19 protein-coding genes are annotated in these 21,738 nt (G+C 64.8%); 2 read left to right on the top strand and 17 right to left on the bottom strand.

What is annotated here, in order from left to right:
* The first annotated feature begins 199 nt into the window (after positions 1–199).
* Positions 200–994, top strand: coding sequence for an SDR family NAD(P)-dependent oxidoreductase (locus tag NTCA1_RS12110; protein ID WP_159830709.1), 795 nt, complete (start codon positions 200–202; stop codon positions 992–994).
* Positions 995–1,107: 113 nt separating this feature from the next.
* Here NTCA1_RS12110 and NTCA1_RS12105 read toward each other — a convergent pair whose 3' ends face one another.
* The 17 genes from NTCA1_RS12105 to NTCA1_RS12025 all read right to left on the bottom strand — a co-directional run bounded on the left by NTCA1_RS12105 (position 1,108) and on the right by NTCA1_RS12025 (position 20,920).
* Positions 1,108–2,814: a flotillin family protein gene (locus tag NTCA1_RS12105; protein ID WP_086491528.1), complete on the bottom strand. Its 1,707-nt coding sequence runs from the start codon at positions 2,812–2,814 to the stop codon at positions 1,108–1,110.
* A gap of 166 nt (positions 2,815–2,980) precedes the next feature.
* The gene (locus tag NTCA1_RS12100; RefSeq protein ID WP_159830708.1) at positions 2,981–3,619 is read right to left on the bottom strand and encodes a YqiJ family protein; all 639 of its coding nucleotides are present in this window, start codon (positions 3,617–3,619) and stop codon (positions 2,981–2,983) included.
* Complete coding sequence (locus NTCA1_RS12095; RefSeq protein WP_236549274.1) at positions 3,612–4,298, bottom strand: hypothetical protein; 687 nt, start codon at positions 4,296–4,298, stop codon at positions 3,612–3,614. The genes NTCA1_RS12100 and NTCA1_RS12095 overlap by 8 nt, the downstream gene beginning before the upstream one ends.
* A gap of 39 nt (positions 4,299–4,337) precedes the next feature.
* Complete coding sequence (locus NTCA1_RS12090) at positions 4,338–5,552, bottom strand: toxic anion resistance protein (RefSeq protein ID WP_159830706.1); 1,215 nt, start codon at positions 5,550–5,552, stop codon at positions 4,338–4,340.
* Between the two features lie 89 nt (positions 5,553–5,641).
* Complete coding sequence (gene fdhD / locus NTCA1_RS12085; RefSeq protein WP_159830705.1) at positions 5,642–6,490, bottom strand: formate dehydrogenase accessory sulfurtransferase FdhD; 849 nt, start codon at positions 6,488–6,490, stop codon at positions 5,642–5,644.
* A 35-nt stretch (positions 6,491–6,525) separates the two neighbouring features.
* Complete coding sequence (locus tag NTCA1_RS12080; protein WP_133084568.1) at positions 6,526–7,422, bottom strand: formate/nitrite transporter family protein; 897 nt, start codon at positions 7,420–7,422, stop codon at positions 6,526–6,528.
* Positions 7,423–7,464: 42 nt separating this feature from the next.
* Complete coding sequence (locus NTCA1_RS12075; RefSeq protein ID WP_159830704.1) at positions 7,465–8,454, bottom strand: aldo/keto reductase; 990 nt, start codon at positions 8,452–8,454, stop codon at positions 7,465–7,467.
* A 2-nt stretch (positions 8,455–8,456) separates the two neighbouring features.
* Positions 8,457–9,413, bottom strand: coding sequence for a Gfo/Idh/MocA family oxidoreductase (locus NTCA1_RS12070; RefSeq protein ID WP_159830703.1), 957 nt, complete (start codon positions 9,411–9,413; stop codon positions 8,457–8,459).
* Between the two features lie 70 nt (positions 9,414–9,483).
* Positions 9,484–10,383, bottom strand: a complete 900-nt coding sequence (locus NTCA1_RS12065) for a class III extradiol dioxygenase subunit beta (RefSeq protein ID WP_159830702.1) — start codon at positions 10,381–10,383, stop codon at positions 9,484–9,486.
* 1 nt (position 10,384) lies between these two features.
* Complete coding sequence (ligA, locus tag NTCA1_RS12060; protein WP_236549273.1) at positions 10,385–10,822, bottom strand: protocatechuate 4,5-dioxygenase subunit alpha; 438 nt, start codon at positions 10,820–10,822, stop codon at positions 10,385–10,387.
* Positions 10,819–11,844 (bottom strand): amidohydrolase family protein, encoded by a 1,026-nt coding sequence (locus tag NTCA1_RS12055; RefSeq protein WP_159830701.1) that lies wholly within the window; start codon positions 11,842–11,844, stop codon positions 10,819–10,821. Before NTCA1_RS12055 ends, ligA begins: the two co-directional genes overlap by 4 nt.
* Before the next feature lie 2 nt (positions 11,845–11,846).
* Positions 11,847–12,710 carry an NAD(P)-dependent oxidoreductase gene (locus tag NTCA1_RS12050; protein ID WP_159830700.1) on the bottom strand — a complete coding sequence of 288 codons (864 nt, stop codon included), beginning with the start codon at positions 12,708–12,710 and terminating at the stop codon, positions 11,847–11,849.
* 127 nt (positions 12,711–12,837) lie between these two features.
* On the bottom strand, positions 12,838–13,881 hold the full coding sequence (locus NTCA1_RS12045) for an NAD(P)-dependent alcohol dehydrogenase (RefSeq protein WP_159830699.1): 1,044 nt from the start codon (positions 13,879–13,881) through the stop codon (positions 12,838–12,840).
* 136 nt (positions 13,882–14,017) lie between these two features.
* Entirely contained in the window at positions 14,018–14,926 is a 909-nt protein-coding gene (locus NTCA1_RS12040) for a LysR family transcriptional regulator (RefSeq protein WP_159830698.1), read from the bottom strand.
* A 127-nt stretch (positions 14,927–15,053) separates the two neighbouring features.
* Positions 15,054–16,523, bottom strand: a complete 1,470-nt coding sequence (locus tag NTCA1_RS12035; RefSeq protein ID WP_201282471.1) for an efflux transporter outer membrane subunit — start codon at positions 16,521–16,523, stop codon at positions 15,054–15,056.
* Positions 16,524–16,525: 2 nt separating this feature from the next.
* Positions 16,526–19,723, bottom strand: a complete 3,198-nt coding sequence (locus NTCA1_RS12030) for an efflux RND transporter permease subunit (protein ID WP_159830697.1) — start codon at positions 19,721–19,723, stop codon at positions 16,526–16,528.
* A gap of 6 nt (positions 19,724–19,729) precedes the next feature.
* Positions 19,730–20,920: an efflux RND transporter periplasmic adaptor subunit gene (locus tag NTCA1_RS12025; protein WP_159830696.1), complete on the bottom strand. Its 1,191-nt coding sequence runs from the start codon at positions 20,918–20,920 to the stop codon at positions 19,730–19,732.
* Positions 20,921–21,024: 104 nt separating this feature from the next.
* Here NTCA1_RS12025 and NTCA1_RS12020 point away from each other — a divergent pair, with 104 nt between their 5' ends.
* The gene (locus tag NTCA1_RS12020; protein WP_236549272.1) at positions 21,025–21,639 is read left to right on the top strand and encodes a TetR/AcrR family transcriptional regulator; all 615 of its coding nucleotides are present in this window, start codon (positions 21,025–21,027) and stop codon (positions 21,637–21,639) included.
* Positions 21,640–21,738: the final 99 nt, after the last annotated feature.

The raw sequence follows: 21,738 nt of genomic DNA, 5'->3' as shown, positions 1-21,738 counted from the left end.
TCCCGTTCTCCCGCCTGCCCGCCGTCGTGATCACGGCTCGCACAGCGAAGATGGAACGACGACGACGCGCAATGCAAGCACTATGAGCGACACTGTATCTTATTCCCCTGGGCGATGAGTCCGCTCAAGGGTAGCGGCTGGGCGGCGCTCCGGTTACCAACTCGCGGAATGCCGGATCACGGCACCTGAAGGAGAGGTCATGAGCGCCACCGTCATCGTCACGGGAGCGGCCGGAGGCATGGGCCGACCCGTCGCCGCCCGCTTCGCCGCGCAGGATCGCCCGCTGCTGCTTTGCGACGTGAATGCCGAGAGGCTGGAGGACATGGCCACCGAACTACGCGAAGGCGGCACGCGGGTCTCCACCCTTGCAGGCGATATCGCTGCACCCGAGTTTACCCGGCAACTGCTTGATTCGCTGGGCGACGCCCCGCTCTTCGCGCTGATCCACACCGCCGGTCTCTCGCCCACGATGGCCGAGGCGCAGCGCATTCTCGAGGTCAATTATTTCGCCACAGAACGGCTGGTTGCGGCCTTGTTGCCTCGGTTCGAGGAGGGCGGCTGCGCGGTGCTGGTTTCGTCCATGTCGGCCTATCTCATTCCCGACCCGGCGATGATTGCCGCCGTCGGCGATCTCGTCGCTGGCAAGGGCCGCGACGGAGTTGACCGGTTCGCGACCGATCCAGGCATGGGCTATACCCTGTCGAAGCGCGCCGTGATCGGGCTGGTCGGCCGTGAAGCCGCTGCATTCGGTGCGCGGGGCCTGCGCATCGTCTCGATTGCTCCCGGCTTCATCGACACCGAAATGAGCCGCGCCGAAGCCAAGGCAAGCGAGCAGATGGTGCGAATGATGGGCATGACGCCGCTAGGACGTCAGGGCACGGGCGACGAGATCGCCTCGGTCGCCGAATTCCTCTGCTCGCCGGGGGCATCCTATGTCAGCGGCTGCGACATCAAGGTGGATGGGGGAATTTTGGGGCGTCTCGCGCTCGGCTAAGTTCGCCGCGAGCCTGCTTGAAACCCGGCGCCCCGACACGCCGAAAAGGCGGGTGCCGGGGCGGTAAGGTCGCGAAACGGCAGGCTACCGTTCCACCGATGATGCAGGCTTGATTACTCCGCTTCGCTGAACTTGGCGGCGCTGGCGTCATTCGCCGGTGCATGCACTGGCGCGGCCACAGGTCCGGGCACTTGCACCGCACCCTGGACGAGACTGGCAAGCGAGGCTCCGTCCAGGCCAAGTTCCTTCATCAGCCCGTCGATCACCGGCGCCTGCGCGCGGTAAGCCAGTGCCGCGCTGACGGCGTCGTTGGCGAGATTGCCCGAACCGCCCCCGGAACCGCCCACCGACGCCGAAGCGGCCGAGCCGCCTTTCTGGGTAAGGCCGTCCACCTGCACGATCTTGATCGAGTCGATCGCTTCGAGCGGCCGAACGCTTTCGCGCACGACTTCCGGCAGCACCTTGAGCAGCGCCATCTTCATCTGGAGCGAGATCTGGTCGGACGAAAGCAGGTTCGCCGCTTCGTTGATCGCGCGCTGACCGGCGGCTTCCACCTCGAAGCGGACGCGCGCGGCTTCGGCGCGCAGCTTCTCTGCCTCGGCCTCGCCTTCGGCCTCCAGACGGGCGGCCTCGGCGCGGTTCGATGCCGCTTCCTTTTCCGCTTCGGCCTGCACCTTGACCGAAATAGCCTGCCGCTCGGCTTCCTTGGTGGCCTCGATCAGTTCGATACGCTTGGCGCGTTCGGCAATCTCGGTTTCGCGGCTAGTGACGACCTGTTCCTCGGCGGCGACGGCCTTGGCGCGGGCCTCGTCCGCCTCGGCCTTGGCCTGGCTTTCCTCGCGGCTCTTGTTCTGGATCGCGATCTGCTGGCCCTGACGTGCCAGTTCGACCGCCTGCGCCTGCGCGATCTTGGCCTGCTGGATAGTGCGGTCCGCCTCGATCTGCTGGGAATCGACCTGCTGCTTGGCGACGATCCGCGCTTCCTCCGCCTCGCGGCCGCGCAGCGCCTGTTCCCGCGCGACTTCGGCGGCCTGCTCGGCGCGGCGCATTTCCACTTCGCGCTCCTGGTCGAGGCGGGCGAACTCGTTCTCGCGCTGGATCGAAAGCGATTGGCGATCCGCTTCGAGGTTCTTTTGCTCGATCTGGACGCGGGTGTCCTGCTCGATGTCGTTGCGCGCCTTCTTGCGCAGTTCTATCTGCTCGGTCAGCTTGGTAAGGCCTTCGGCGTCGAAAGCGTTGTTGGCGTTGAAGTGCTCGATAGACGTCTGGTCGAGACCGGTCAGCGAAACCGATTCCAGCTCAAGCCCGTTCATCGCGAGGTCGGACGAGGAAACCTGCTGCACCTTCTGCACGAAATCCGCGCGCTGTTCGTGAAGCTGGTTCATGGTCATGCCCGCCGCAACCGAGCGCAGCGCGTCCACGAACTTGCCTTCGACCAGTTCCTTGAGCGCTTCCGGGTGCATGGTACGCGCGCCGAGCGTCTGGGCCGCCATGGCGATGGCGCCGGCATCGGGCCGGACGCGGACGTAGAATTCAGCCTTCACGTCGATGCGCAGACGGTCGAGCGTGATCAGCGCGTCCTGGTTCTTGCGCTCCACGGCAAGGCGCACGGTATTCATGTTCACCGGCATCGTTTCATGGAACACGGGCAGGACCAGCGCGCCGCCGTTCATCACCACCTTTTCGCCCCCGAATCCGGTACGGACGAAGCCGATTTCCTTCGATGCCCGCTTGTAGAGACGCGCCAGCATGAGCCCGAGCGCCAGAAACAGAACGAGTGCAATGCCGGCCAGTGTCGCAATACCGACGAGGTCTTGCATGTAGAAATACTCCCCCTTGCGCCGCGCGGTTTCCGCCGCTCGCAGACGCGTTCAAACCTGCCGGGGACGCTATCAGAACCGGCCGCATTCTCCCACAAAAACCGGCTCCAACCGCACCGATTTCAGAGCTTTAACCGCCTTTGTCACATGCCGATGGCGCCGGCTCTCAATCGAGCCGCGGCAGATAGTGGTCGCCCCTGGCGATAGCCTTAAAGAGCTCGCCCTCGCGCCGCACCAACAGGACCCTTTCGCCTTGTACGAAGCGCTGATCGGCCATGTCCGGCTCCACCATGACGTTATGGGGCTGCCCGTAATGGTCGAAGACGCGTCCCCGCGCCGGATTGCCTGCCGTCGCCGTCCCGACCAGGATTTCCGCCTCGCGCCCGACCAGGATCGCCACATCGATCGCGCTCGTCTCGTCCTGCGGGATGATCCGACCAAGCCCACGCGAAAGCGCGCCCGTGATCGGCAATGCCGCGAAACCGACGACAGGCGCCACCAGCCAGGCACTCCAGGTCTGTCCGGTCAGGGCCAGCAGCAGTTCCTGGACGGAAATGCCCAGAAGGCCGAACACGGTGAGCAGCACCATCAGCCACATCAGGAAGGGTACGCGGCCTATGCCAAGGATCGAAAGCAAACCGGCATCGACACTGGCATCGGCATGAACCCCGCCATGCACGTCCACATCGGCATCGCCGCCGAGGAAATCCCCCGCGCCCACGATCTGGAGCAGCGCGAACATCAGCATCAGCGCCAGAGCGACCGAAAAAGGCAGGCTTCCCGCCCGCGTCAGCAGCTCAAGCATCGTCGCGGGAATCGACGTACTTGGTTTCGAGGAAGCGCCCGCGCGTTGCCAGGGCATCGAGGTCGCCGCGCGAAAGGTCGTGGCTCATCGCCTCGATCTGCCCGGCGATCACGTCCAGTCCCTCGACCAGTTGCTGCGAAGGCGTGGTGCCGCCCGCGTGGGGCCGGTTGCGCAGTTCGGCGGGAATGCGGGTATAGCTGTCCACCAGCGAAGGGAGGTGCTCCGACAGCAGCTTGCGCACCTCGCGCGCGGCGGCGCCGGTTTCTTGCAGGGCGGCGAGTTGCGGCGCGATCTGCTCCAGCCGCACCCCGATCATGTCCACCGCATCGACGGCCGCGCTGGGCAGCGCGCGGCGGCGGCTTTCAAGCCAGAGCTCGGTCGATCCCGCCAGTTCCGGCAGAGTGGCATCGCCGAGCTGCTCGGCGCGCAGCTTCGGTGTGGACGGGTAGATCGAAAGCACGATGAATACCGCGAAGGCGAGCAGCGTGGTCAATACTGTCGTGGTGAACGACAGGCCGCCCAGGACCAGTCCGGCGGTCAGCGCCGCGATGAAGATGCCGAACAGCGCCAGGAACGCCCGGCGCAGACGCCGCCAGCGGAAGCTCCAGCGCTCCTTGCGAGCGTTGTAGAGCCGTGCCGCGCGCTGTCGGCGTGCGGCACGAATAATCTCCTGGTTCACGGCACTACGATTCCGGGGCGTAACGGGATTGGCCATCGGTCAGTCGAGCGCCTCCAGAAGCGCCTTGGCCGCCTTTCCATCGCCGGACGACGCGCCTTCGGCCTGCCCCTGCGCGCGGGCAATATAGGCCTTGGACTTTGTGACTTCGCCTTCCAGCGACTGCACCGTCTGCTTCATCGAATCGAGCGCCTGCATCTTGAAGGTGTCGATCGAATCCATCGTATCGTAGATGTTCTGGAACGCGCGGCTGAGCGTTTCGAGCGGGATCGTGGAGTTCGCCGCCTGCTCGTGAATGCGCGCGGTATTGTCCTTCAGCATCTGGCCGGTGCCGTCGATGATCCGCGCGGTGGTGGTGTTGAGCGCAGTGATCTGGTCCAGCACCAGCTTCTGGTTGGCCATCGCCTGCGCCACGGTCACCGCCGTGCGCAGCGCACCGACGGTAGTGGTGGAGGCGCGATCGACGCCCTTGATCAGTTCGACGTTGTTCTTCTTGACCAGATCGAGCGCGAGGTAGCCTTGCACCGAAACCGCCATCTGCGTCAGCAGGTCCTGCGTGCGCTGGCGCACGTAGAACAGCGCGCTTTCACGCACAGCTTTGGCCTTGGCCGGATCGACATGGTCGAGGTCGGCGGCCTTCTGCTCAAGCGTCTCGTCCAGCGCCTTCGACATGAAGATCATCTGTTCGAGCTTGCCCATCGCCGCCCAAAGGTTCTGGCGCTCCACGTCGATGGCGGCATTGTCCATCAGCAGCTCGTCCTTGCCGCCCTGCAGGCGGGCGAGGATCGCGCTGATGTGGCCCTGCGCGCTGGAGTAGCTGTCGAAGTAGTTGCGCAGCTTGCTGCCCATCGGGATGATCCCGAAGATCTTGCGGCGCGAGAGCAGGTCGCCCTTGGTCGAGGGGTCGAGGTCCTCCACCGTGCGGCGCAGTTCGGCAAGGTCGGCGCCGACACCAGCGTCCTTGTCCATCGCGCGCACCGGGCGGTCGAGGAAGCGGTTGGACTGGCCCGAGGCCTCGGCGATTTCCTTGCGGCCCATGTTGGTGATCTGGTCGACCCGGCGGCCGAATTCGGGCGAGTTCACGTCCTGCGTGACAAGATCGTCGACGAATTCATCAACGCGCACCTGCAACTTGGACTTCTGCTCATCGCCCACCGGCACGAGACCGGCGGCCCTTTCAGGCTGCACCACCGGCACCGGATCGGGAGGCGTCAGCTTCAGTTCACCTGAGGTCGCCTGATCGGTCGTCGTAGCCATCTAGGAAAATCCCGTCCTTCGAATGTAGTCGTCTCAGCCAAATCTAGGTCAGGCCGAAAAAACTACAAGCGAAACAGGAATGGCCGGGTTTACGGTTCGACGAGCGGCGTGGCTCTTTCGTCGGAAGGCTGGGTATCGCCCACCACCAACATGGCATCGTCGCGCGCCACGACGCAGAGCGAGAGGCCCGCCGCCCGCGCGCGCCTCACGGCAAGATCGGTGGGGGCGGAGATCGTCACCAATAGCGGAATACCCGCCCGCACGGTCTTCTCGACCAATTCGTAGGAACAGCGCGAGGTCATGACGACGAAGCCCTGCGCCGGGTCGATGCCGCCCCGAGCCCCACTGCGCGCCAGGGCGCCGATCAGCTTGTCGAGCGCGTTGTGGCGGCCGACATCCTCACGGATCGCCAGCAATTCCCCGTCCTCGTTGCAGAAAGCGGCGGCGTGAGTCGCGCGGGTTTCGCGGCCCAATAGCTGCATGCCGCCCATGGCATCGAGACCGCGCCGGATCGCCTCGGGGCTGGCCCCGCTTCGGCGTGATAGGGGCGGCAGGCGGCGCAAGGCGGCTTCCACGCCCTCGATGCCGCAAATGCCGCAGGAACTGTCGCCCGTGCGCCTGCGCGCGCGTTCGACGATCAGCGAGAGGCGTTCGGGCGGAAGGTTGACGCGCGCGACATAGCCCCTGCCCCATTCGCCATTCTCGACCGAATGGACGACCACTTCTCCGACCTCGTCCGCCGCCGCCAGCCCTTCGGACATGAGGAAGCCGGTTACGAAATCCTCGATCTCGACGGGCGTGGCCATCATTACGGCATAAGCGATACCGTTGGTCTCTATGGCCACGGGAGCCTCGACCGGCACGGCAAGCGTTTCGCCTGCATCCCGGCCCATGCCGTAATGGCTGCGGGAAACGGGGATGAGTTCGGCGCCGTCCATGCTTCCGATCTAGCCTAAGCCGTCCCCCAGGTCATTCAGATTTCGCCCTTGATCTGCGCATAGGCCAATAGCGCGAAAAGGCCGGTCCCGCCCACCACATTGCCGACAAGCGTGGGCAGTAGATGCGTCCCGAAGACCTCGCCCATCGCCATTTCGCCGTGGAACGCCAACAGGAACATCTCGGTGGACCCGGCCACGACATGGGTGAAGCCACCCGCCGCGATCAGCCAGGTGAATAGCGCGACGACGAAGATCTCGAAGCCTTTCGAACTGGGTAGCATCCAGACGAAGGCGGCAATGAAGAAGCCCGCCGGAATGCCGTCCAGCAGGGCCGCCGTACCGCTCGCCTCCGCCGCTTTGCGCGACACGGCGAGCATCCCGGCCAGCGTGGGATGCGCGGGATCGACCAGAACGTCAATCAGCAGTGCCGTCAGGAACGTGCCGAAGAGATTGGCCGCCAGCACCACCGCCCATAAGCGTGCCGTGCGCCATAGCCGCTCTCCGTTCGGCCCGGCGAGCAGCGGCAGTACCGCCGTCAGCGTATTCTCGGTGAAGAGTTGCAGGCGGGAAAGCACCACCAGCACGAAGCCCATGGCATAGCCGAAGGCGGCGATAAGCTCCCGGTGCGGATGCGTTTCGAAGGCGTTATGGAGCAGCCCTTGCGCAAAGACCGAGGTGGAAATGCCGATCCCGGCGGCCATGCCCGACCACCAGAGCGACATCGCCGGGCGGTGCAGTTCCTCCTCGCCCTCCCGCCGGATGACCGAGAAGACAGTGCGGGCGGAGAGCCGCAGGTTGTCCTTGATCTGCCCGCGTTCGTGGCGGGTAAGACCGGCCTCGTCCCGCTCGATCTCGCGGTCGCTTTCCTGGCGCTCGGGATCGTCGTGGGCCAGTTCCTCGGAAGGCTCGGGGTCGGTCGGGGCATCGTCCATGCCCTCAGAACCGACCCCGGAACCCTTGGTTCCGTCACCGCCTCAAACGTAGTCCTCAGTGTCGATGGTCGGCTTGATCATGTCCGGGTAACGATGACCGGCGATGGTCTGCTGGTTCATCAGTTCGCCCGCCTGCTCCAGAATGCCCGCGTCGATTTCCAGCGCGGCAGCGACGTGGTTGTCGTCGAAGTGGGCAATCGAGCGGGTACCGGGGATGGCATGGACATGCTCGGCCTGCGCGAGAACCCATGCCAACGCCAACTGCGCCGGGGTGACGCGGATCGACGAGGCGAGTGCGTTGAACTCCTCGATCAGCGCGAGGTTGTGCGCCCAGTTCTCGCCCATGAAGCGCGGGAATGCGCGGCGCAGGTCCTTTTCGGTGAGCGTGTTCACGTCAGTCAGTTCACCGCCCAGCGCCCCGCGCGCGACGGGCGAGAAGGCGACGAGCGCAATCCCGAGGTCTCGCGTGGCATCCAGCACGCCCAGCTCCACGTTGCGGGTCCAGAGCGAATATTCGGTCTGCACCGCCGCCACCGGATGCACCGCGTGGGCCTCGCGGATATGCGCGGTGGACCATTCGGACACGCCATAAGCGCCGATCTTGCCCGCCTCGATCGCGCGCACCATGGCGCCCACCGAGTCGGCAATCGGCACCTTCGGGTCGAAACGGTGCATGTAGAACAGATCGATGTGATCGGTGCCGAGCCGCTTCAGGCTGGCGTCGAGCGAGGCGGTGATGCTCTCCGGCGCGCAGTCGATGCCGCGGCGGGCGCCGTCGATCAGGATGCCGGTCTTGGAGGCCAGCACGAACTCGCCGCGCCGGTCCATGATCGCTTCGCCGAGGATCTCCTCGCTCAGCCCCATGCCATAGATATTGGCGGTGTCGAAGTGATCGCAGCCCGCGTCCAGCGCATGGCGGAACAGCGCGACCGCCTCCTCGCGAGACGGCGGATTGCCGTAGGCCCAGGCCACATTCATGCAACCGAGACCGACGGAGTGGACCGGACGGCCCGCGAGGAGGCGCTTTTCCATGATCAGGACCAGCCGTCCTGCGCTTCGAGGCTCTCGGCCAGTTCGCCGATCACGCGGTAGCAATCGAGCACCTTGCCGACCGACGAGTTGGGCTCACGCCCTTCGCGGATGGCGGCGACGAATTCGCGGTCCTGCAGTTCGATGCCGTTGTTCGACACGGTCACGCCGGTGAGGTCGATCGGCTCTTCACGGCCGTTCACCAGATCGTCGTAGCGCGCGATGTAGGTCTCGCTGTCGCCGATGTAGCGGAAGAAGGTGCCGAGCGGGCCGTTGTTGTTGAACGAGAGCGAGAGCGTGCAGATCGCGCCGGTCTCAGCCTTGAGCTGGATCGACATGTCCATGGCGATGCCCAGTTCCGGGTGCTTCGGGCCCTGCAGCACATTGGCGGCGACGATCTTGCCCGACTGGTAGGCGAAGAGGTCGATCGTGTGCGCGGCGTGATGCCACAGCAGGTGGTCCGTCCACGAGCGCGGCTGGCCCTTGGCGTTCATGTTCTTGCGGCGGAAGAAGTAGGTCTGCACGTCCATCTGCTGGACGTTGAACTCACCCGCGGTGATCTTGTTGTGCACGTACTGGTGCGAAGGATTGAAGCGGCGGGTGTGGCCGACCATGCAGACCAGGCCGGTTTCCTGCTGCTTCGCCACCACGGCTTCGGCATCGGCCCAGCTGTCCGACAGCGGAATCTCGACCTGGACATGCTTGCCGGCGTTCATGCAGGCGATGGCCTGTTCGGCGTGCATCTGCGTGGGGGTGCAGAGGATCACGGCATCGACATCGGGCATGGCCAGCACTTCGGCCAGATCGGTGCCGGAGTGCGGCGCGCCGTACTTGGCGGCGACTTCGGCAGCCTGCTCGGCATTGCGCGAAATGACCGAGGCGATCTCTACGCCGTCGATGTTCTTGAGGCCGTCGAGGTGCTTTTCACCGAAAGCGCCGGCGCCTACGAGGGCAATACGCATGGGAATCTCCTTGGGGTGTCTGTCAAAGACAAAGGGCGTGCCGGCGTCAACCACCGGCACGCGGAATCGATCAGTCGATCTGTTCTTGAGTGGCCGCGCCTTCGACCGTGGCCGAGGGCGGCACGTCACCGTTCACCGGCTCCAGCACGATATGGCCGACCGCCGTGTTGCTGGCGGGCACGTGGTAGAAACGCAGCAGTTCGCGCGTTTCCTTGCCCAGCGCGCCGCGCATGATCAGCCACATGACCATCTCGATGCCTTCGCTGCCGGTTTCGCGCAGGTATTCGATATGCGGAATGCACCGCAGTTCCTGCGTGTCGCCCGAAAGCTTGTCGAGGAACATGTTGTCCCACTCGGCATTGATCAGGCCCGCGCGCGGACCCTGAAGCTGATGGCTCATGCCGCCGGTGCCCCAGACCTGCACGTTAAGGTCTTCCGGGAAGCTTTCGACGGCGCGCGCGATCGCCTCGCCCAGTGCCCAGCAGCGGTTGCCCGACGGCGGCGGGTAGGTGACGACATTGACCGCCAGCGGGATCACCTTCACCGGCCACTTTGCCGGCTTGCCGAACATCATCGACAGGGGAACGGTAAGGCCGTGATCGACATCCATCTCATTGATGATGGTCATGTCGAATTCGTCGAGGATCAGACTCTGGGCGATGTGCCAGGCAAGATCCGGGTGGCCTTCCACGTCGGGCACTTCGCGCGGGCCCCAGCCCTCGTCCGCCGGCTTGTAGCTTTCGCCGCAGCCGATCGCGAAGGTCGGGATGATCTTCATGTCGAAAGCCGAGGCGTGATCGTTGTAGACCAGGATCACGACGTCCGGCAGGTTCTCCGCTTCCCACTTCTGGGTGGGCGCGAAGCCTTGCTGGATCGGCTTCCAGTAGGGATCTTCCCACTTGTCGAAGTCGGACGCGACGCCCAGCGCCGGGATGTGGCTGCAGGCGATGCCGTGCGTAATGCGGGCCATCTTAGCGGTGCTCCTTGATCGACCGCTGGCCCTCGGGCGAGCGGCCCCCGGCGATCATCATCGCCTGATAGTCTTCCAGCTTCATGCCGGTCATCGTCGAGACGGCCTGAAGGAAGCTCAGGCCATCGGTCGAGAAGACCTTGGCGAGGAAGTAGATGTTGCCGCCCAGATCAAGCAGGCGGTTGTAGTCGCGGGCGAGAACGCCCTGCTTCTGCTCCTCGGTCATCGGCCATTCGTCGAGATAGGCCCGCTCGTCCGCCTTCCAGCGCTCGCGGTTTTCGGCCTTCATCAGGCTCATCGCGAACTGGTTCAGGTGATAGCCCTGCCGCGCGCGCTTCGCCGTGTAGACGCGCGTGCCGGGAATATCGTCGAACTCACCGAGATAGGCATGGATGTCGATGGGTCCACCCGCGTTCTCGCAAGGGTTCTTGTCGGTCACAGGCCACGTTCCTTGAGCTTGGCGTCAAGGCGCGGGAAGACCTTGCGCACGTTGCCTTCGAAGATCGCGTGGCGCTCCTCATCGGAGATGTCGAGCGCGTCGACATAGCGCTTGGTATCGTCGAAGTAGAAGCCGGTCTGCGGGTCGATCCCGCGCACCGCGCCGACCATTTCGGAGCCGAACAGGATGTTCTTGTTGTCGATCACGTCGGCCAGCAGGTTCACGCCCGGCTGGTGGTAGACGCAAGTGTCGAAGAACACGTTGTTCATGATGTATTCGTCAAGCGAAGGCTTCTTCAGCATGTCCGCCAGACCGCGATAGCGGCCCCAGTGGTACGGCACCGCGCCGCCGCCGTGCGGGATGATGAAGCGCAGCTTGGGGAACCGGGCGAAGAGATCGCCCTGCATCAGCTGCATGAAGGCCACGGTGTCCGCCGCGATGTAGAAGCCGCCGGTGGCATGCATCGCCGGGTTGCACGATCCGGAAACGTGGATCATCGCCGGAACGTCCAGCTCGCTCATCGCCTCGTAGATCGGGAACCAGTATTCGTCGGTCAGCGGCGGATGCTCGAAGTGGCCGCCGCCCGGATCGGGATTGAGGTTGCAGCCGATGAAGCCCAGTTCCTCGACGCAGCGGCGCAGCTCCTTCACCGAGGCGGACAGGTCCGCCTTGGGGCTCTGCGGTAGCATGCATACGCCCACGAACGTCTCGGGGAACATGTTCACCACGCGGGCGATAAGATTGTTGCAGTGAACCGCCCAGGCCACTGACATGGCCTGATCGCCGACATGGTGCGCCATGGCGCTGGCGCGCGGGCTGAACACGGTAAGATCGGCGCCGCGCTCCTTGATGAGGCGAAGCTGGTTGTCCTCGATGGTCTGGCGGATCTCCGCGTCGGAAATCTCGGGGTACGGCGGCGCTTCCTCACCGGCCTTGAAAGCCGCGATCTGCGCCTCGCGCCAGGCGTCGTGCGCCTTGGGCAGGACGGTATAATGTCCGTGACAGTCGATGATGAGCGACATGCTCAATTCTCTCCCTTGAGTACGCCCGCCGCGACGGCTGCCGTCAGCTTGGCTTCGAATCCTTCGGGCGGCGGCGCAATGCCCAGCGCACCCAGCGCCTGCTGCCAGGCGACGGTATTTTCGGTCATGAGCGGCGGAATGCCCAGCGAACGGAGCATTTCCGCAGCCTCGTCCATCTCGGCGGCGCGGCGGCGGCCGTGGACCAGCATGCGGTCGAGATTGTAGTCCGCTCGCTCCGTCCAGGAAATGGCCTTCTCGCTGGCGTCGAGCGAGGCTAGCACTTCGTCCGCCACGCCTTCGGCATGGGCGGCCATCATCATCTCGGCGGTCAGCGCCTCAAGCCCCTTGACCATGACCGAGCGCACCAGCTTAATCGCCGAAGCCCGGCCAACATCGGCGCCCACGGTGCGGACATTGGTGAAGCCCACTGCCTCCAGCGCGGCTTGCGCCTCGGCGGCATCGGCGCCGGAAACCAGCAGCGGCACCTTCATCCGCGCGGGATTGACCGGGGCGAGCACGGCCACGTCCACATATCGCCCCTTGCCGGCAGCAATAGCCTTGGCGGCGGCCCGCTTGGTGCCCGGCGCAACGGAGTTCATGTCGCAGAACAGCGCGCCCTCGCCCAGGAGCGGCGCAACCTCTTCCGCCACCAGCGGCGCGGCATCTGCGGTAACGAGCGAAAGCACCAGCGAGGCGCCCGCAAGCGCTTGCTCCGCGCTGCCGCAGACGGTGATGCCGAGTTCGGCCATGACCTCGCGGCGCGCGGGAAGAATGTCGAAGGCGCGGGCTTGCCCGGCCCAGTCTACAGCTCCCGCGAACGTCGACCCGGCCTCTCCGAACCCGATAAGGGCGATCGATCTATCCATGCGGGCATCCTGCCCGCATCGCCGGGAATGCGCCAATCGGAACCGGCTTTTGGCTATAAGCTGAAGGTAATCGAGCAGAACGTCCGCGCCCCCGGCATCGATGGCCGGAGGCGCGGAAGACGCAGACTCAGAGCGTGGCGTTATCGATCACGAAGCGGTACTTTACGTCGCTGTTCTGCATGCGATCGTAGGCCTCGTTGATGTCCTTGATGTCGATCATCTCGATATCCGCGACGACACCCTTTTCCGCGCAGAAGTCGAGCATTTCCTGCGTTTCGGCGATCCCGCCGATCAGCGAACCGGCGATCGACCGGCGACGGAAGATCAGGGCCCCGACATTGGGCGAGGGATGCGGGTGCTCGGGCACGCCCACCAGGGTCATGGTCCCGTCCCGCTTCAACAGCGCGGTGAAGGCATCGAGATCGTGGCTAGCGGCCACGGTATTCAGGATGAAATCGAAGCTGTTGGCATGTGCCGCCATCTCGTCCGCGCTGCGCGACACGACCACTTCGTCGGCGCCCAGTGCCAGCGCGGCTTCGCGCTTGCTTTCCGAAGTCGTGAAGGCAACGACATGCGCGCCCAGCGCGTGCGCCAGCTTTACGCCCATATGGCCGAGACCACCGATGCCGACGATGCCGACCTTCTTGCCCGGACCCGCATTCCAGTGGCGCAGCGGCGACCAGGTGGTGATGCCCGCGCAGAGCAGCGGCGCCACCGCGGCAAGCTGCTCGGCGGAATGATTGATCTTCAGCACGAACTTGTCGTTGACGACGATGCCCTGGGAATAGCCGCCCAGAGTGTGGCCCGGCGCATCGGCGGTGGTGCCGTTGTAGGTGCCGACGAAGCCGTTGTCGCAATATTGCTCAAGCCCCTCGTCGCAGGCAGCGCAGTGCTGGCAGCTGTCGACCATGCAGCCGACGCCGACGGTGTCACCCACCTTGAAGGCCGTGACGTCGCTGCCGACCGCGCTGACGTGGCCGACGATCTCGTGCCCGGGAACGCAGGGATAGAGCGTACCGGCCCACTCGCCGCGCGCCTGGTGCAAGTCGGAGTGGCACACGCCGCAGAACGCGATGTCGATCGCAACGTCGTGCGCACCGGGCGCCCGGCGTTCGATGTCGAGCGCCACCAGCGGTGTCTTCTCGGTGACGGCACCGAAAGCTTTGGTCATGGTTGCTAATTCCCAAATTCTGAAAGGAGATGGCGAAAATTCGCCACGGACAGCAAATTAGGCGGCAATCGAATGCATATCACCCCCGCGCGCGTCGAACGCAGCGATGAGTGGAATTCATCATCGACCACAGGCCCTATAGCCCGAGCGGCCGAATCTCGCGAATGAGGTCCACCAGCAGGCGAAGGCCGGAGGGTACCTGTCTGCGGCTGGAATAATAGACATGAAACGCACCGCCCATGGAACCCCATTCGGACAGGACGACCCGAAGTTCCCCCGCTTCGACTTGGGCCGCGATCGATGGCTCCGCGGCATAGATCAGCGCCGCGCCGCTGAGCGCCATGTGCAGGCCGATCCGCGAATTGCCGATCGTGACGGGGCCGGGAACCGCGATCACGGCGGATTCCTCGCCCTTCTCGAATTCCCAGTGATAGATGCGGTCGTTGCCAAGCCTGATTTTCATGCAACGATGGCGCATCAGGTCCTCCGGCCTTTCCGGCACGCCGAAGCGTTCGAAATAGGCAGGCGAACCGGCCACGACCCAGCGCATCGGGGGGGACAGACGCTGGACGATCATGTCTTCCGGCACCGTACCACCATATCGAATCCCGGCATCGAAACCCTGTTCGATCACGTCGACCATGCGGTTGTCGATGGAGAGGTCGATCTCGATATCGGGATAGCGCTCGATGAAGACGGGCAGGACCGGCGCCAGCAGGAGTTCGGCGGCATCCTCGGGCACGTTCAGGCGGATTCTGCCGGCCGGCGCGTCCCGAAAGCGGTTCAGCACTTCGGCGGCGTGATCGATGGCGTCGAAATGCTCGGAGATCGCGTCCCGGAACGCCTCACCGGCTGCCGTCAGCGTGACGCTGCGGTTCGTGCGGTTGAGCAGGCGAACGCCGTGACGATCCTCCAGCCCCTTGATCGCATGGCTGAGAGCCGAAGCGCTTATGCCCAGTTCCAGACTGGCGCGGCGGAAACTGCGATTGCGCGCGATCGCCAGGAAATAGGCGAAATCCGCGAGATCGGATCGGCTGAATTTCATGATGTCCGTCTTTGGCGCCGGTTTCCGGCATGTCCAGCCCCTTCACCGGGGAGCGGGGCACCCAAGGACGGAAAAATGCCTGCCGGACCTGGGCGAACCGGAGTTCGCCGCAGGCCCGGCATCGGCTTCAGTTCTGCGGCGAAGGAGCCGCTGCCGCGCTTTGCGGATCGCCAAGCCCACCGCCCAGCGAACGGTAAAGCTCCACCAGATTGCTCGACTGCGAGAGGCGCGTGGTGACGAGCTGCTGTTCTGCGGCATAGGCTGTGCGCTGGGCATCGAGCGAGGTCAGGAACGAATCCACCCCGGCCTTGAAACGCGCATCGGAAAGCCGCGCGGCGACTTGCGCCGACTCCGCCCGGTTGGTCTGCGCGCGGATCTGGTCGCCGATCTTGCCGCGCTGGGCCAGAGCGTCCGACACTTCGCGGAAGGCCGTCTGGATGGCCTTTTCGTAAGTGGCCACCGCCGCCGCCTGCGATGCCTTGGCATAGGCCAGGTCACCCGAGCGCTGGCCGCCGTCGAACAGCGGAAGCGTGGCACCGGGCGAGCCGGTGTAAGTGAACGTGCCGCTCTTGAAGAGGCCCGACAGCGCCGTGCTGATCGTGCCGATCGTACCGGTAAGCGAGATCGTCGGGAAGAACGCGGCGCGCGCGGCGCCGATGTTCGCGTTTTCGGCGATCAGCTTGTGCTCGGCCTCCAGCACGTCGGGACGGCGCAGAAGGACATCGGAAGAGACGTCCGACGGCAGCGCATCGCGCGTGACGGGATCGGCGGACAGCCCGGCGGGAAGCTGCTCCTGCGGCACGGTGGTGCCGACCAGCAGGTTGAGCGCGTTCTGGTCCAGCGCGACACTGGCTTCGAGCGCGGCGATGTCGTTCACGGCGGCCTGATAGTTGGTGTCGGCCTGCCGCACCTCAAGCTCCGAACCCACGCCGATGCGGAACTGCTCACGGGTGAGCCGCAGGGTTTCCTCGAAGGTCTTCAGCGTTTCGCGCGAAAGCCGAAGCTGCTCGTTGTCCGAAGCCATGGTCAGCCAGGCCGTCGCGATTTCCGCGATCAGGCTGATCCTGGTGGAACGCTGCGCTTCCTCGCTGGCGAAGAACTGTTCCTGCGCCGCGCGGGTCAGGTTGCGGATACGACCGAAGAGATCGAGTTCGAAAGCCGAGACGCCGGCCGTTACCGAGTAGATCTCGACGTCCTGCCCGCCGACCACGCCAGCTCCGGTTCCGCCCGTGCCGCCGGTGGCGCCGGCGATATTGTTGGTGAAGGTCCCCGTCCCCCCCGCATTCACGGTGGGGAAGAGCGACGAACGCTGGACCTTCAGCTGCGCACGGGCCTGGAGCACATTGGCCGCCGCGATCCGAAGATCGCGGTTGTTGGCAAGGCCGGTCTCGATCACCTGACGCAGGCGCGGATCGAGGAAGAAGTCTTGCCAGCCGATACGGCTGACGTCGACGACGTCTGTGGCGGCCGCCGGGTAGACCCCGCCTTGCGGCAGAGCCGCCGGGACGGCGCCGACGGGCCGCTCATAACGCGGCGCGAGGTTGCACCCTGCCAGCATCGTCGTGCCGGCGATCAGGGCGATAAGGGACTTTTTCATGTTCAGATTCCCTGCGGCTCGGTGCCGTCGGAGGAGCGGGGACCGGCTTCGGTCTCGACATGGGCTTCTTCTTCATCATGCCGGTCGGTCTGGCCGTGCTTGAACAGGCGGCTGATCACCACGAAGAACATCGGGACCAGGAAGATCGCGAAGACCGTGGCGGAGAGCATGCCGCCCACGACCGCGCGGCCGATGGCGTTCTGCCCGCCCGCGCCCGCGCCGGTCGATACCGCCAGCGGCAGCACGCCGAACACGAAGGCCAGCGAGGTCATGAGGATCGGACGAAGGCGCAGCTTCGCCGCCTCGATGGCCGCACTGAAGGCATTCATGCCGGACTGGACGCGTTCCTCGGCGAATTCGACGATGAGGATCGCATTCTTGGCGGACACACCGATCGTCGTGATCAGGCCGACCTGGAGGTAGATGTCGTTATTGAGGCCCGTCAGCTTGGCGGCCAGCACCGCGCCGATGACGCCGAGCGGAACCACCAGAAGAACCGCGATCGGAACCGACCAGCTTTCGTAGAGCGCTGCAAGGCACAGGAACACCACGAAGAGCGAGAGGGCATAGAGCGCAGGAGCCTGGCCGCCCGAGAGGCGTTCCTCATAGGACAGACCGGTCCATTCCAGCGCGGTTCCCGGCGGCAGCTTCTGCTGCATCTCGGTAATGGCTTCCATCGCCGCACCGGTGCTGACGCCCTGGCCCGGCGCACCCTGAAGCTGCACGGCGGGACGGCCGTTGTAGCGGGTGAGGATCACCGGAGCCGTCTTCCACGACAGGGTCGAGAAAGCACCGAAGGGCGCCATCTGGCCGTCGCTGCCACGCACGAAGAAGTTCTCGATCCCCTCGGGAGAGGAACGATAGGGTTCGTCCGCCTGGATGTAGACGCGCTTGGTGCGTCCGCGATCGAGGAAGTCGTTGACGTAGGCACTGCCCCAGGCGGTCGATATCTCGCTGTTCACCGAACTGAGGTCGAGACCCAGCGCGCCGGCCTTGTCCTGATCGATCTGGACGTCGAGCTGAGGCGCGTCGTCCAGGCTGACCGGACGGACCTGCGCCACGCGCTGGTCCTGCGCGGCAAGGCCCAGGAGCTGGTTGCGCGCGGCGATCAGCTTGTCGTGGCCGATATTGTTCTGGTCCACCAGCCACAAGTCGAAGCCGGTGGCATTGCCCAGTTCCTGCACGGCCGGGGGAACCAGCGCGAAGATCGTGGCATCGCGATACTGCGAGAACTTCGCCATCGCCCGCCCGACCAGTGCCGGAGCGCGGTTTTCGGCGCCGCTACGGTCTTTCCAGTCCTTGAGCTTGACGAAGGCCATGCCCGCGTTCTGGCCCTGGCCGTTGAACGAGAAGCCGCTGATGGTGAAGACGGACGCGACGTTCGCCTTCTCGTCCTTGAGGAAGTGATCGCGCACGACATCAAGTCCGCGCTGGGTGCGCGGCAGCGTGGCACCCGGAGGCGCCTGGACCAGCGCGATCATGGTGCCCTGATCTTCGTCAGGAAGGAAGCCGCTGGGGAGACGCCAGAAGATCAGCGCCATGGCCCCCACGATCAGCAGGTAGACCAGGCCCGAACGCTTCCAGTTGCGCGCCGAACTGCGCACGCCCTTCTCGTACTTCTCCGTTCCGAGGTCGAACTTTTCGTTGAACCAGCGGAAGAAGCGGGCGAGCAGGCCCTTGCCTTCGTTCTTGCTGGGATCGTGCGGCTTGAGGATCGTGGCGCAGAGCGCCGGGGTCAGGATCAGCGCGACCATCACCGAGAGGGCCATCGACGACACGATCGTGATCGAGAACTGGCGGTAGATGACGCCGGTGGAGCCGCCGAAGAAAGCCATCGGCAGGAACACCGCGGAGAGCACCATGCCGATGCCGATCAGCGCGCCGCTGATCTCGTCCATCGACTTGCGCGCCGCTTCCTTGGGTTTCAGGTGCTCCGTCTGGATCAATCGTTCGACGTTTTCGACCACGACGATGGCGTCATCGACCAGCAGGCCGATCGCCAGCACCATGCCGAACAGGGTTAGCGTGTTGATGGAGTATCCAAGCGCCTGCATGACCCCGAAGGTGCCGAGCAGAACGACCGGAACCGCGATCGTCGGGATGATCGTCGCGCGCCAGTTCTGGAGGAACAGGAACATGACGAGGAAGACGAGCACGACCGCTTCGAACAGGGTGTGGACCACCTGCTCGACCGAGAGGCGAACGAAGGGCGTGGAATCGTAAGGGTACGAAACCTTCACGTCCTGTGGGAAGTTCTTGGCGATCCGTTCGACTTCGGCCTTCACGAGGTCGACTGTATCGAGCGCGTTCGCACCCGAAGCCAGCTTGACGCCGAAGCCGGATGCCGGCTTGCCGTTGTACTGGGTGTCGAAGCCGTAGATTTCCGCGCCGAGTTCGACCCGCGCAACGTCGCGCAGGCGCACGACGGCACCGTTCTGACCCTGGCGCAGGCGGATATTGCCGAACTGCTCGGGCGTCTGGAGGCGCGACTGTACGGAGACGGTGGCGTTGAGCTGCTGCTCCTTGGAGGCGGGAAGCTGGCCGATCTGACCGGCCGAAACCTGAGCGTTCTGCGCCTGAATGGCGGTGCTCACGTCGGAAATGGTCAGGTTGTAGCTGCGCAGCTTGAGCGGATCGACCCACACGCGCATGGCGTACTGGGTGCCGAAGATCTGCAGTTCGCCCACGCCGTTGATGCGGCTGACCGGGTCCTGGACCTGGCTGACGATATAGTCCGAGAGGTCGTTGGCGTTATGGCTGCCGTCCTCGGAATAGATCGCCGCGACCAACAGGAAGCTGGCCGCCGACTTGGCGACGGTAACGCCCTGGCGCTGCACTTCCTGCGGCAGGAGCGCGGTAGCGGCCTGCAGCTTGTTCTGCACCTGGACCTGGGCGATGTCGGGATCGGTGCCCTGCTCGAAGGTCAGGGTGATCGTGACGCGGCCCGCCGAGGAGGACTGCGCCGAGAAGTAGCGCAAGTGGTCGATGCCCTTGAGCTGCTGCTCGATGATCTGCGTGGTCGTGCGTTCCAGCGTTTCCGCATCGGCGCCGGGGTAAGTGGCGGCGATCGTCACGGTGGGCGGCGCGATCTCCGGGAACTGGGAGACCGGCAGGCTGCGGATCGCCAGCGCGCCGAACATCATCAGCACGATGGCGATGACCCATGCGAAGATGGGCCTGTCGATAAAATAGCGTGCCATGATCTGTTACTGATCCTGTTCCGCGTTTTGGCCCTGTTCCGCGGCTTGGCCTGCGACGGGCGCAGCGCCTCCTGCGGGCTTGGCCGCCTGCGGGGCCACCGGCTTCACCGGCATGCCGGGGCGCAGCATCTGCGCACCGTCGACCACGATCTTGTCGCCCGCCTTGAGGCCGGACGTCACCAGCCAGTTCGTCCCCACCGTGCGGGGCGCGGCGATCTTGCGGGTTTCCAGCTTGTTGCCGGCACCGACCACCAGAGTTGTCGGGTTGCCCTTTTCATCGCGGCTGACGGCCGACTGGGGAACGAGAATGCCGTTGTTCCTGGTGCCTTCGACCAGTTCCGCCCGGACATACATGCCGGGCAGCAGCAGGCCGCGCGCATTGCCGAACTGGACGCGAACGATCTGGCTGCCGGTCGAGGGATCGACGGTCACGTCGGTAAACTTGAGCGTGCCCTCTTCGGAGTAGGTCGTGCCGTCTTCCAGCTTCAGACGCACGCGGGCCGCAGCGGCGCCGCCTTGCGAGAGATCGCCCGAAAGCAGTTGCTGGCGCAGGCGGAGCACATCGGCGCTCGACTGCTGGATGTCGACGAAGATGGGATCGAGGCGCTGGATGGTGGTGAGCGCATCGGCCTGCGAAGCCGAGACGAGCGCGCCGACCGTGTAGGTCGAACGACCGATGCGGCCGGAGATCGGCGCGCGGATGGTCGTGCGGCCAAGATCGATCTGGGCGCTGCGCAGCGCGGCTTCCTGAGCGGCCACATCCGCCTTCGCCTGCGCGGCGCTGGCGACGGCGTTTTCGGCTTCCTGCCGCGAGATCGCGTTGATCTTGACCAATTCGCCGTAACGACGCGCCAGCGCAGCGGTATTTGCGATATTGGCGCGGGCACGCACGAGCGCGGCGCGCGCGCTGGCGACTTGCGCTTCATAAGGCGAGGGATCGATGCGGTAGAGCGGCTGACCGGCGCGCACCATGTCGCCTTCCTGGAACAGGCGCTGCAGGATCAGGCCGTTCACCTGCGGGCGGACATCGGCGCTTTCATAGGCCGTGGTCCGGCCCGGAAGCTCCGAGCTGAGCGTGACGGCGCCCTCCTTGACAGCGATGACCCCGACTTCCGGGGGACCGGCAGGAGCCTGCTGCTCACCTCCGCCGCCACAGGCGGACAGGAGCAAGGCAAAAGCCGGGGTGATCTTTTTCATGGAGCAAGCCCGCAATGAGAGTTAAAACGTGAGTGAATGTTCACTCATTGATTCGCGCGATGTGTATTGGGTCGCTACAACGTTTGCAAGGTGAGGAGGATGCAGTGAAAGATGACACAATTATGGATGGCTCGCGAGCGGCGCGTTCCGTCGCGCGGCGCGAACACCTTCTGGACACGGCCAGAAAGCTGTTCGTGGAACAGGGCTTCCATCGGACTGGCATGGCGCAGATCGCTCTCGCTTCCGGCATCAAGGTAGGCCAGATTTACCGAGACTTCGCGAACAAGGAAGCCATCATTGCCGCCATTTGCGAAGGTAATCTTGTCGCATGGCTGGAAGAGGATAAGCTGGAAAGGGCTGTGGCAGCGCGCGATACCGCTGCGATCAGCGCCTGGATCGAGCGCTTTTGCGCCGAAGAGCCGCCTCATGAGGATCGCCGCCTGATGGCGGAACTCCTCGCGGAAGTGGGCCGCAATCCCATCATCGCCGCCCTCAGCAAGCAGACCGACTGCCGCGTCCGTCGCCGCCTGGATGAAGCGCTCGAATCCCTGTCCCCGAACGCCCCCCGAGACAAGCGATCTTCGGTGGTCGATCTAGTGTTTCTGCTGTCCTGGGGCATGATGGCGATGATGGAAATGTCTCCAGATGAGAACTTCGCGCCCATCCGGGATCACATTGTTTCCGTGCTGCGCAAGGAAGTGGCAGCACTAAATGCTTGATCAATATGCGATATTGTTCCCGGAAAATCGCCTCACTGAGGGTTTCGCAAGACGGATCGCCTGATGGTCAATTCTCGCGCAATTCTGCCGTCTTTAGCT

Origin of the sequence: Novosphingobium sp. TCA1 (genome assembly GCF_009811895.1) — a bacterium.
GTDB classification, from domain to species: domain Bacteria; phylum Pseudomonadota; class Alphaproteobacteria; order Sphingomonadales; family Sphingomonadaceae; genus Novosphingobium; species Novosphingobium panipatense_A.
Note: the sequence above shows the minus strand (reverse complement) of the source record. Positions and strands in the feature narration are given on the sequence as shown.

What these genes read in the sequence shown, in the direction of transcription:
- NTCA1_RS12110 (WP_159830709.1), top strand. Translation starts at nt 200, where the DNA reads ATGAGCGCCACCGTCATCGTCACGGGAGCGGCCGGAGGCATGGGCCGA.
- NTCA1_RS12105 (WP_086491528.1), bottom strand. Translation starts at nt 2,814, where the DNA reads ATGCAAGACCTCGTCGGTATTGCGACACTGGCCGGCATTGCACTCGTT.
- NTCA1_RS12100 (WP_159830708.1), bottom strand. Translation starts at nt 3,619, where the DNA reads ATGCTTGAGCTGCTGACGCGGGCGGGAAGCCTGCCTTTTTCGGTCGCT.
- NTCA1_RS12090 (WP_159830706.1), bottom strand. Translation starts at nt 5,552, where the DNA reads ATGGCTACGACGACCGATCAGGCGACCTCAGGTGAACTGAAGCTGACG.
- fdhD (WP_159830705.1), bottom strand. Translation starts at nt 6,490, where the DNA reads ATGGACGGCGCCGAACTCATCCCCGTTTCCCGCAGCCATTACGGCATG.
- NTCA1_RS12080 (WP_133084568.1), bottom strand. Translation starts at nt 7,422, where the DNA reads ATGGACGATGCCCCGACCGACCCCGAGCCTTCCGAGGAACTGGCCCAC.
- NTCA1_RS12075 (WP_159830704.1), bottom strand. Translation starts at nt 8,454, where the DNA reads ATGGAAAAGCGCCTCCTCGCGGGCCGTCCGGTCCACTCCGTCGGTCTC.
- NTCA1_RS12070 (WP_159830703.1), bottom strand. Translation starts at nt 9,413, where the DNA reads ATGCGTATTGCCCTCGTAGGCGCCGGCGCTTTCGGTGAAAAGCACCTC.
- NTCA1_RS12065 (WP_159830702.1), bottom strand. Translation starts at nt 10,383, where the DNA reads ATGGCCCGCATTACGCACGGCATCGCCTGCAGCCACATCCCGGCGCTG.
- NTCA1_RS12055 (WP_159830701.1), bottom strand. Translation starts at nt 11,844, where the DNA reads ATGTCGCTCATCATCGACTGTCACGGACATTATACCGTCCTGCCCAAG.
- NTCA1_RS12050 (WP_159830700.1), bottom strand. Translation starts at nt 12,710, where the DNA reads ATGGATAGATCGATCGCCCTTATCGGGTTCGGAGAGGCCGGGTCGACG.
- NTCA1_RS12045 (WP_159830699.1), bottom strand. Translation starts at nt 13,881, where the DNA reads ATGACCAAAGCTTTCGGTGCCGTCACCGAGAAGACACCGCTGGTGGCG.
- NTCA1_RS12040 (WP_159830698.1), bottom strand. Translation starts at nt 14,926, where the DNA reads ATGAAATTCAGCCGATCCGATCTCGCGGATTTCGCCTATTTCCTGGCG.
- NTCA1_RS12035 (WP_201282471.1), bottom strand. Translation starts at nt 16,523, where the DNA reads ATGAAAAAGTCCCTTATCGCCCTGATCGCCGGCACGACGATGCTGGCA.
- NTCA1_RS12030 (WP_159830697.1), bottom strand. Translation starts at nt 19,723, where the DNA reads ATGGCACGCTATTTTATCGACAGGCCCATCTTCGCATGGGTCATCGCC.
- NTCA1_RS12025 (WP_159830696.1), bottom strand. Translation starts at nt 20,920, where the DNA reads ATGAAAAAGATCACCCCGGCTTTTGCCTTGCTCCTGTCCGCCTGTGGC.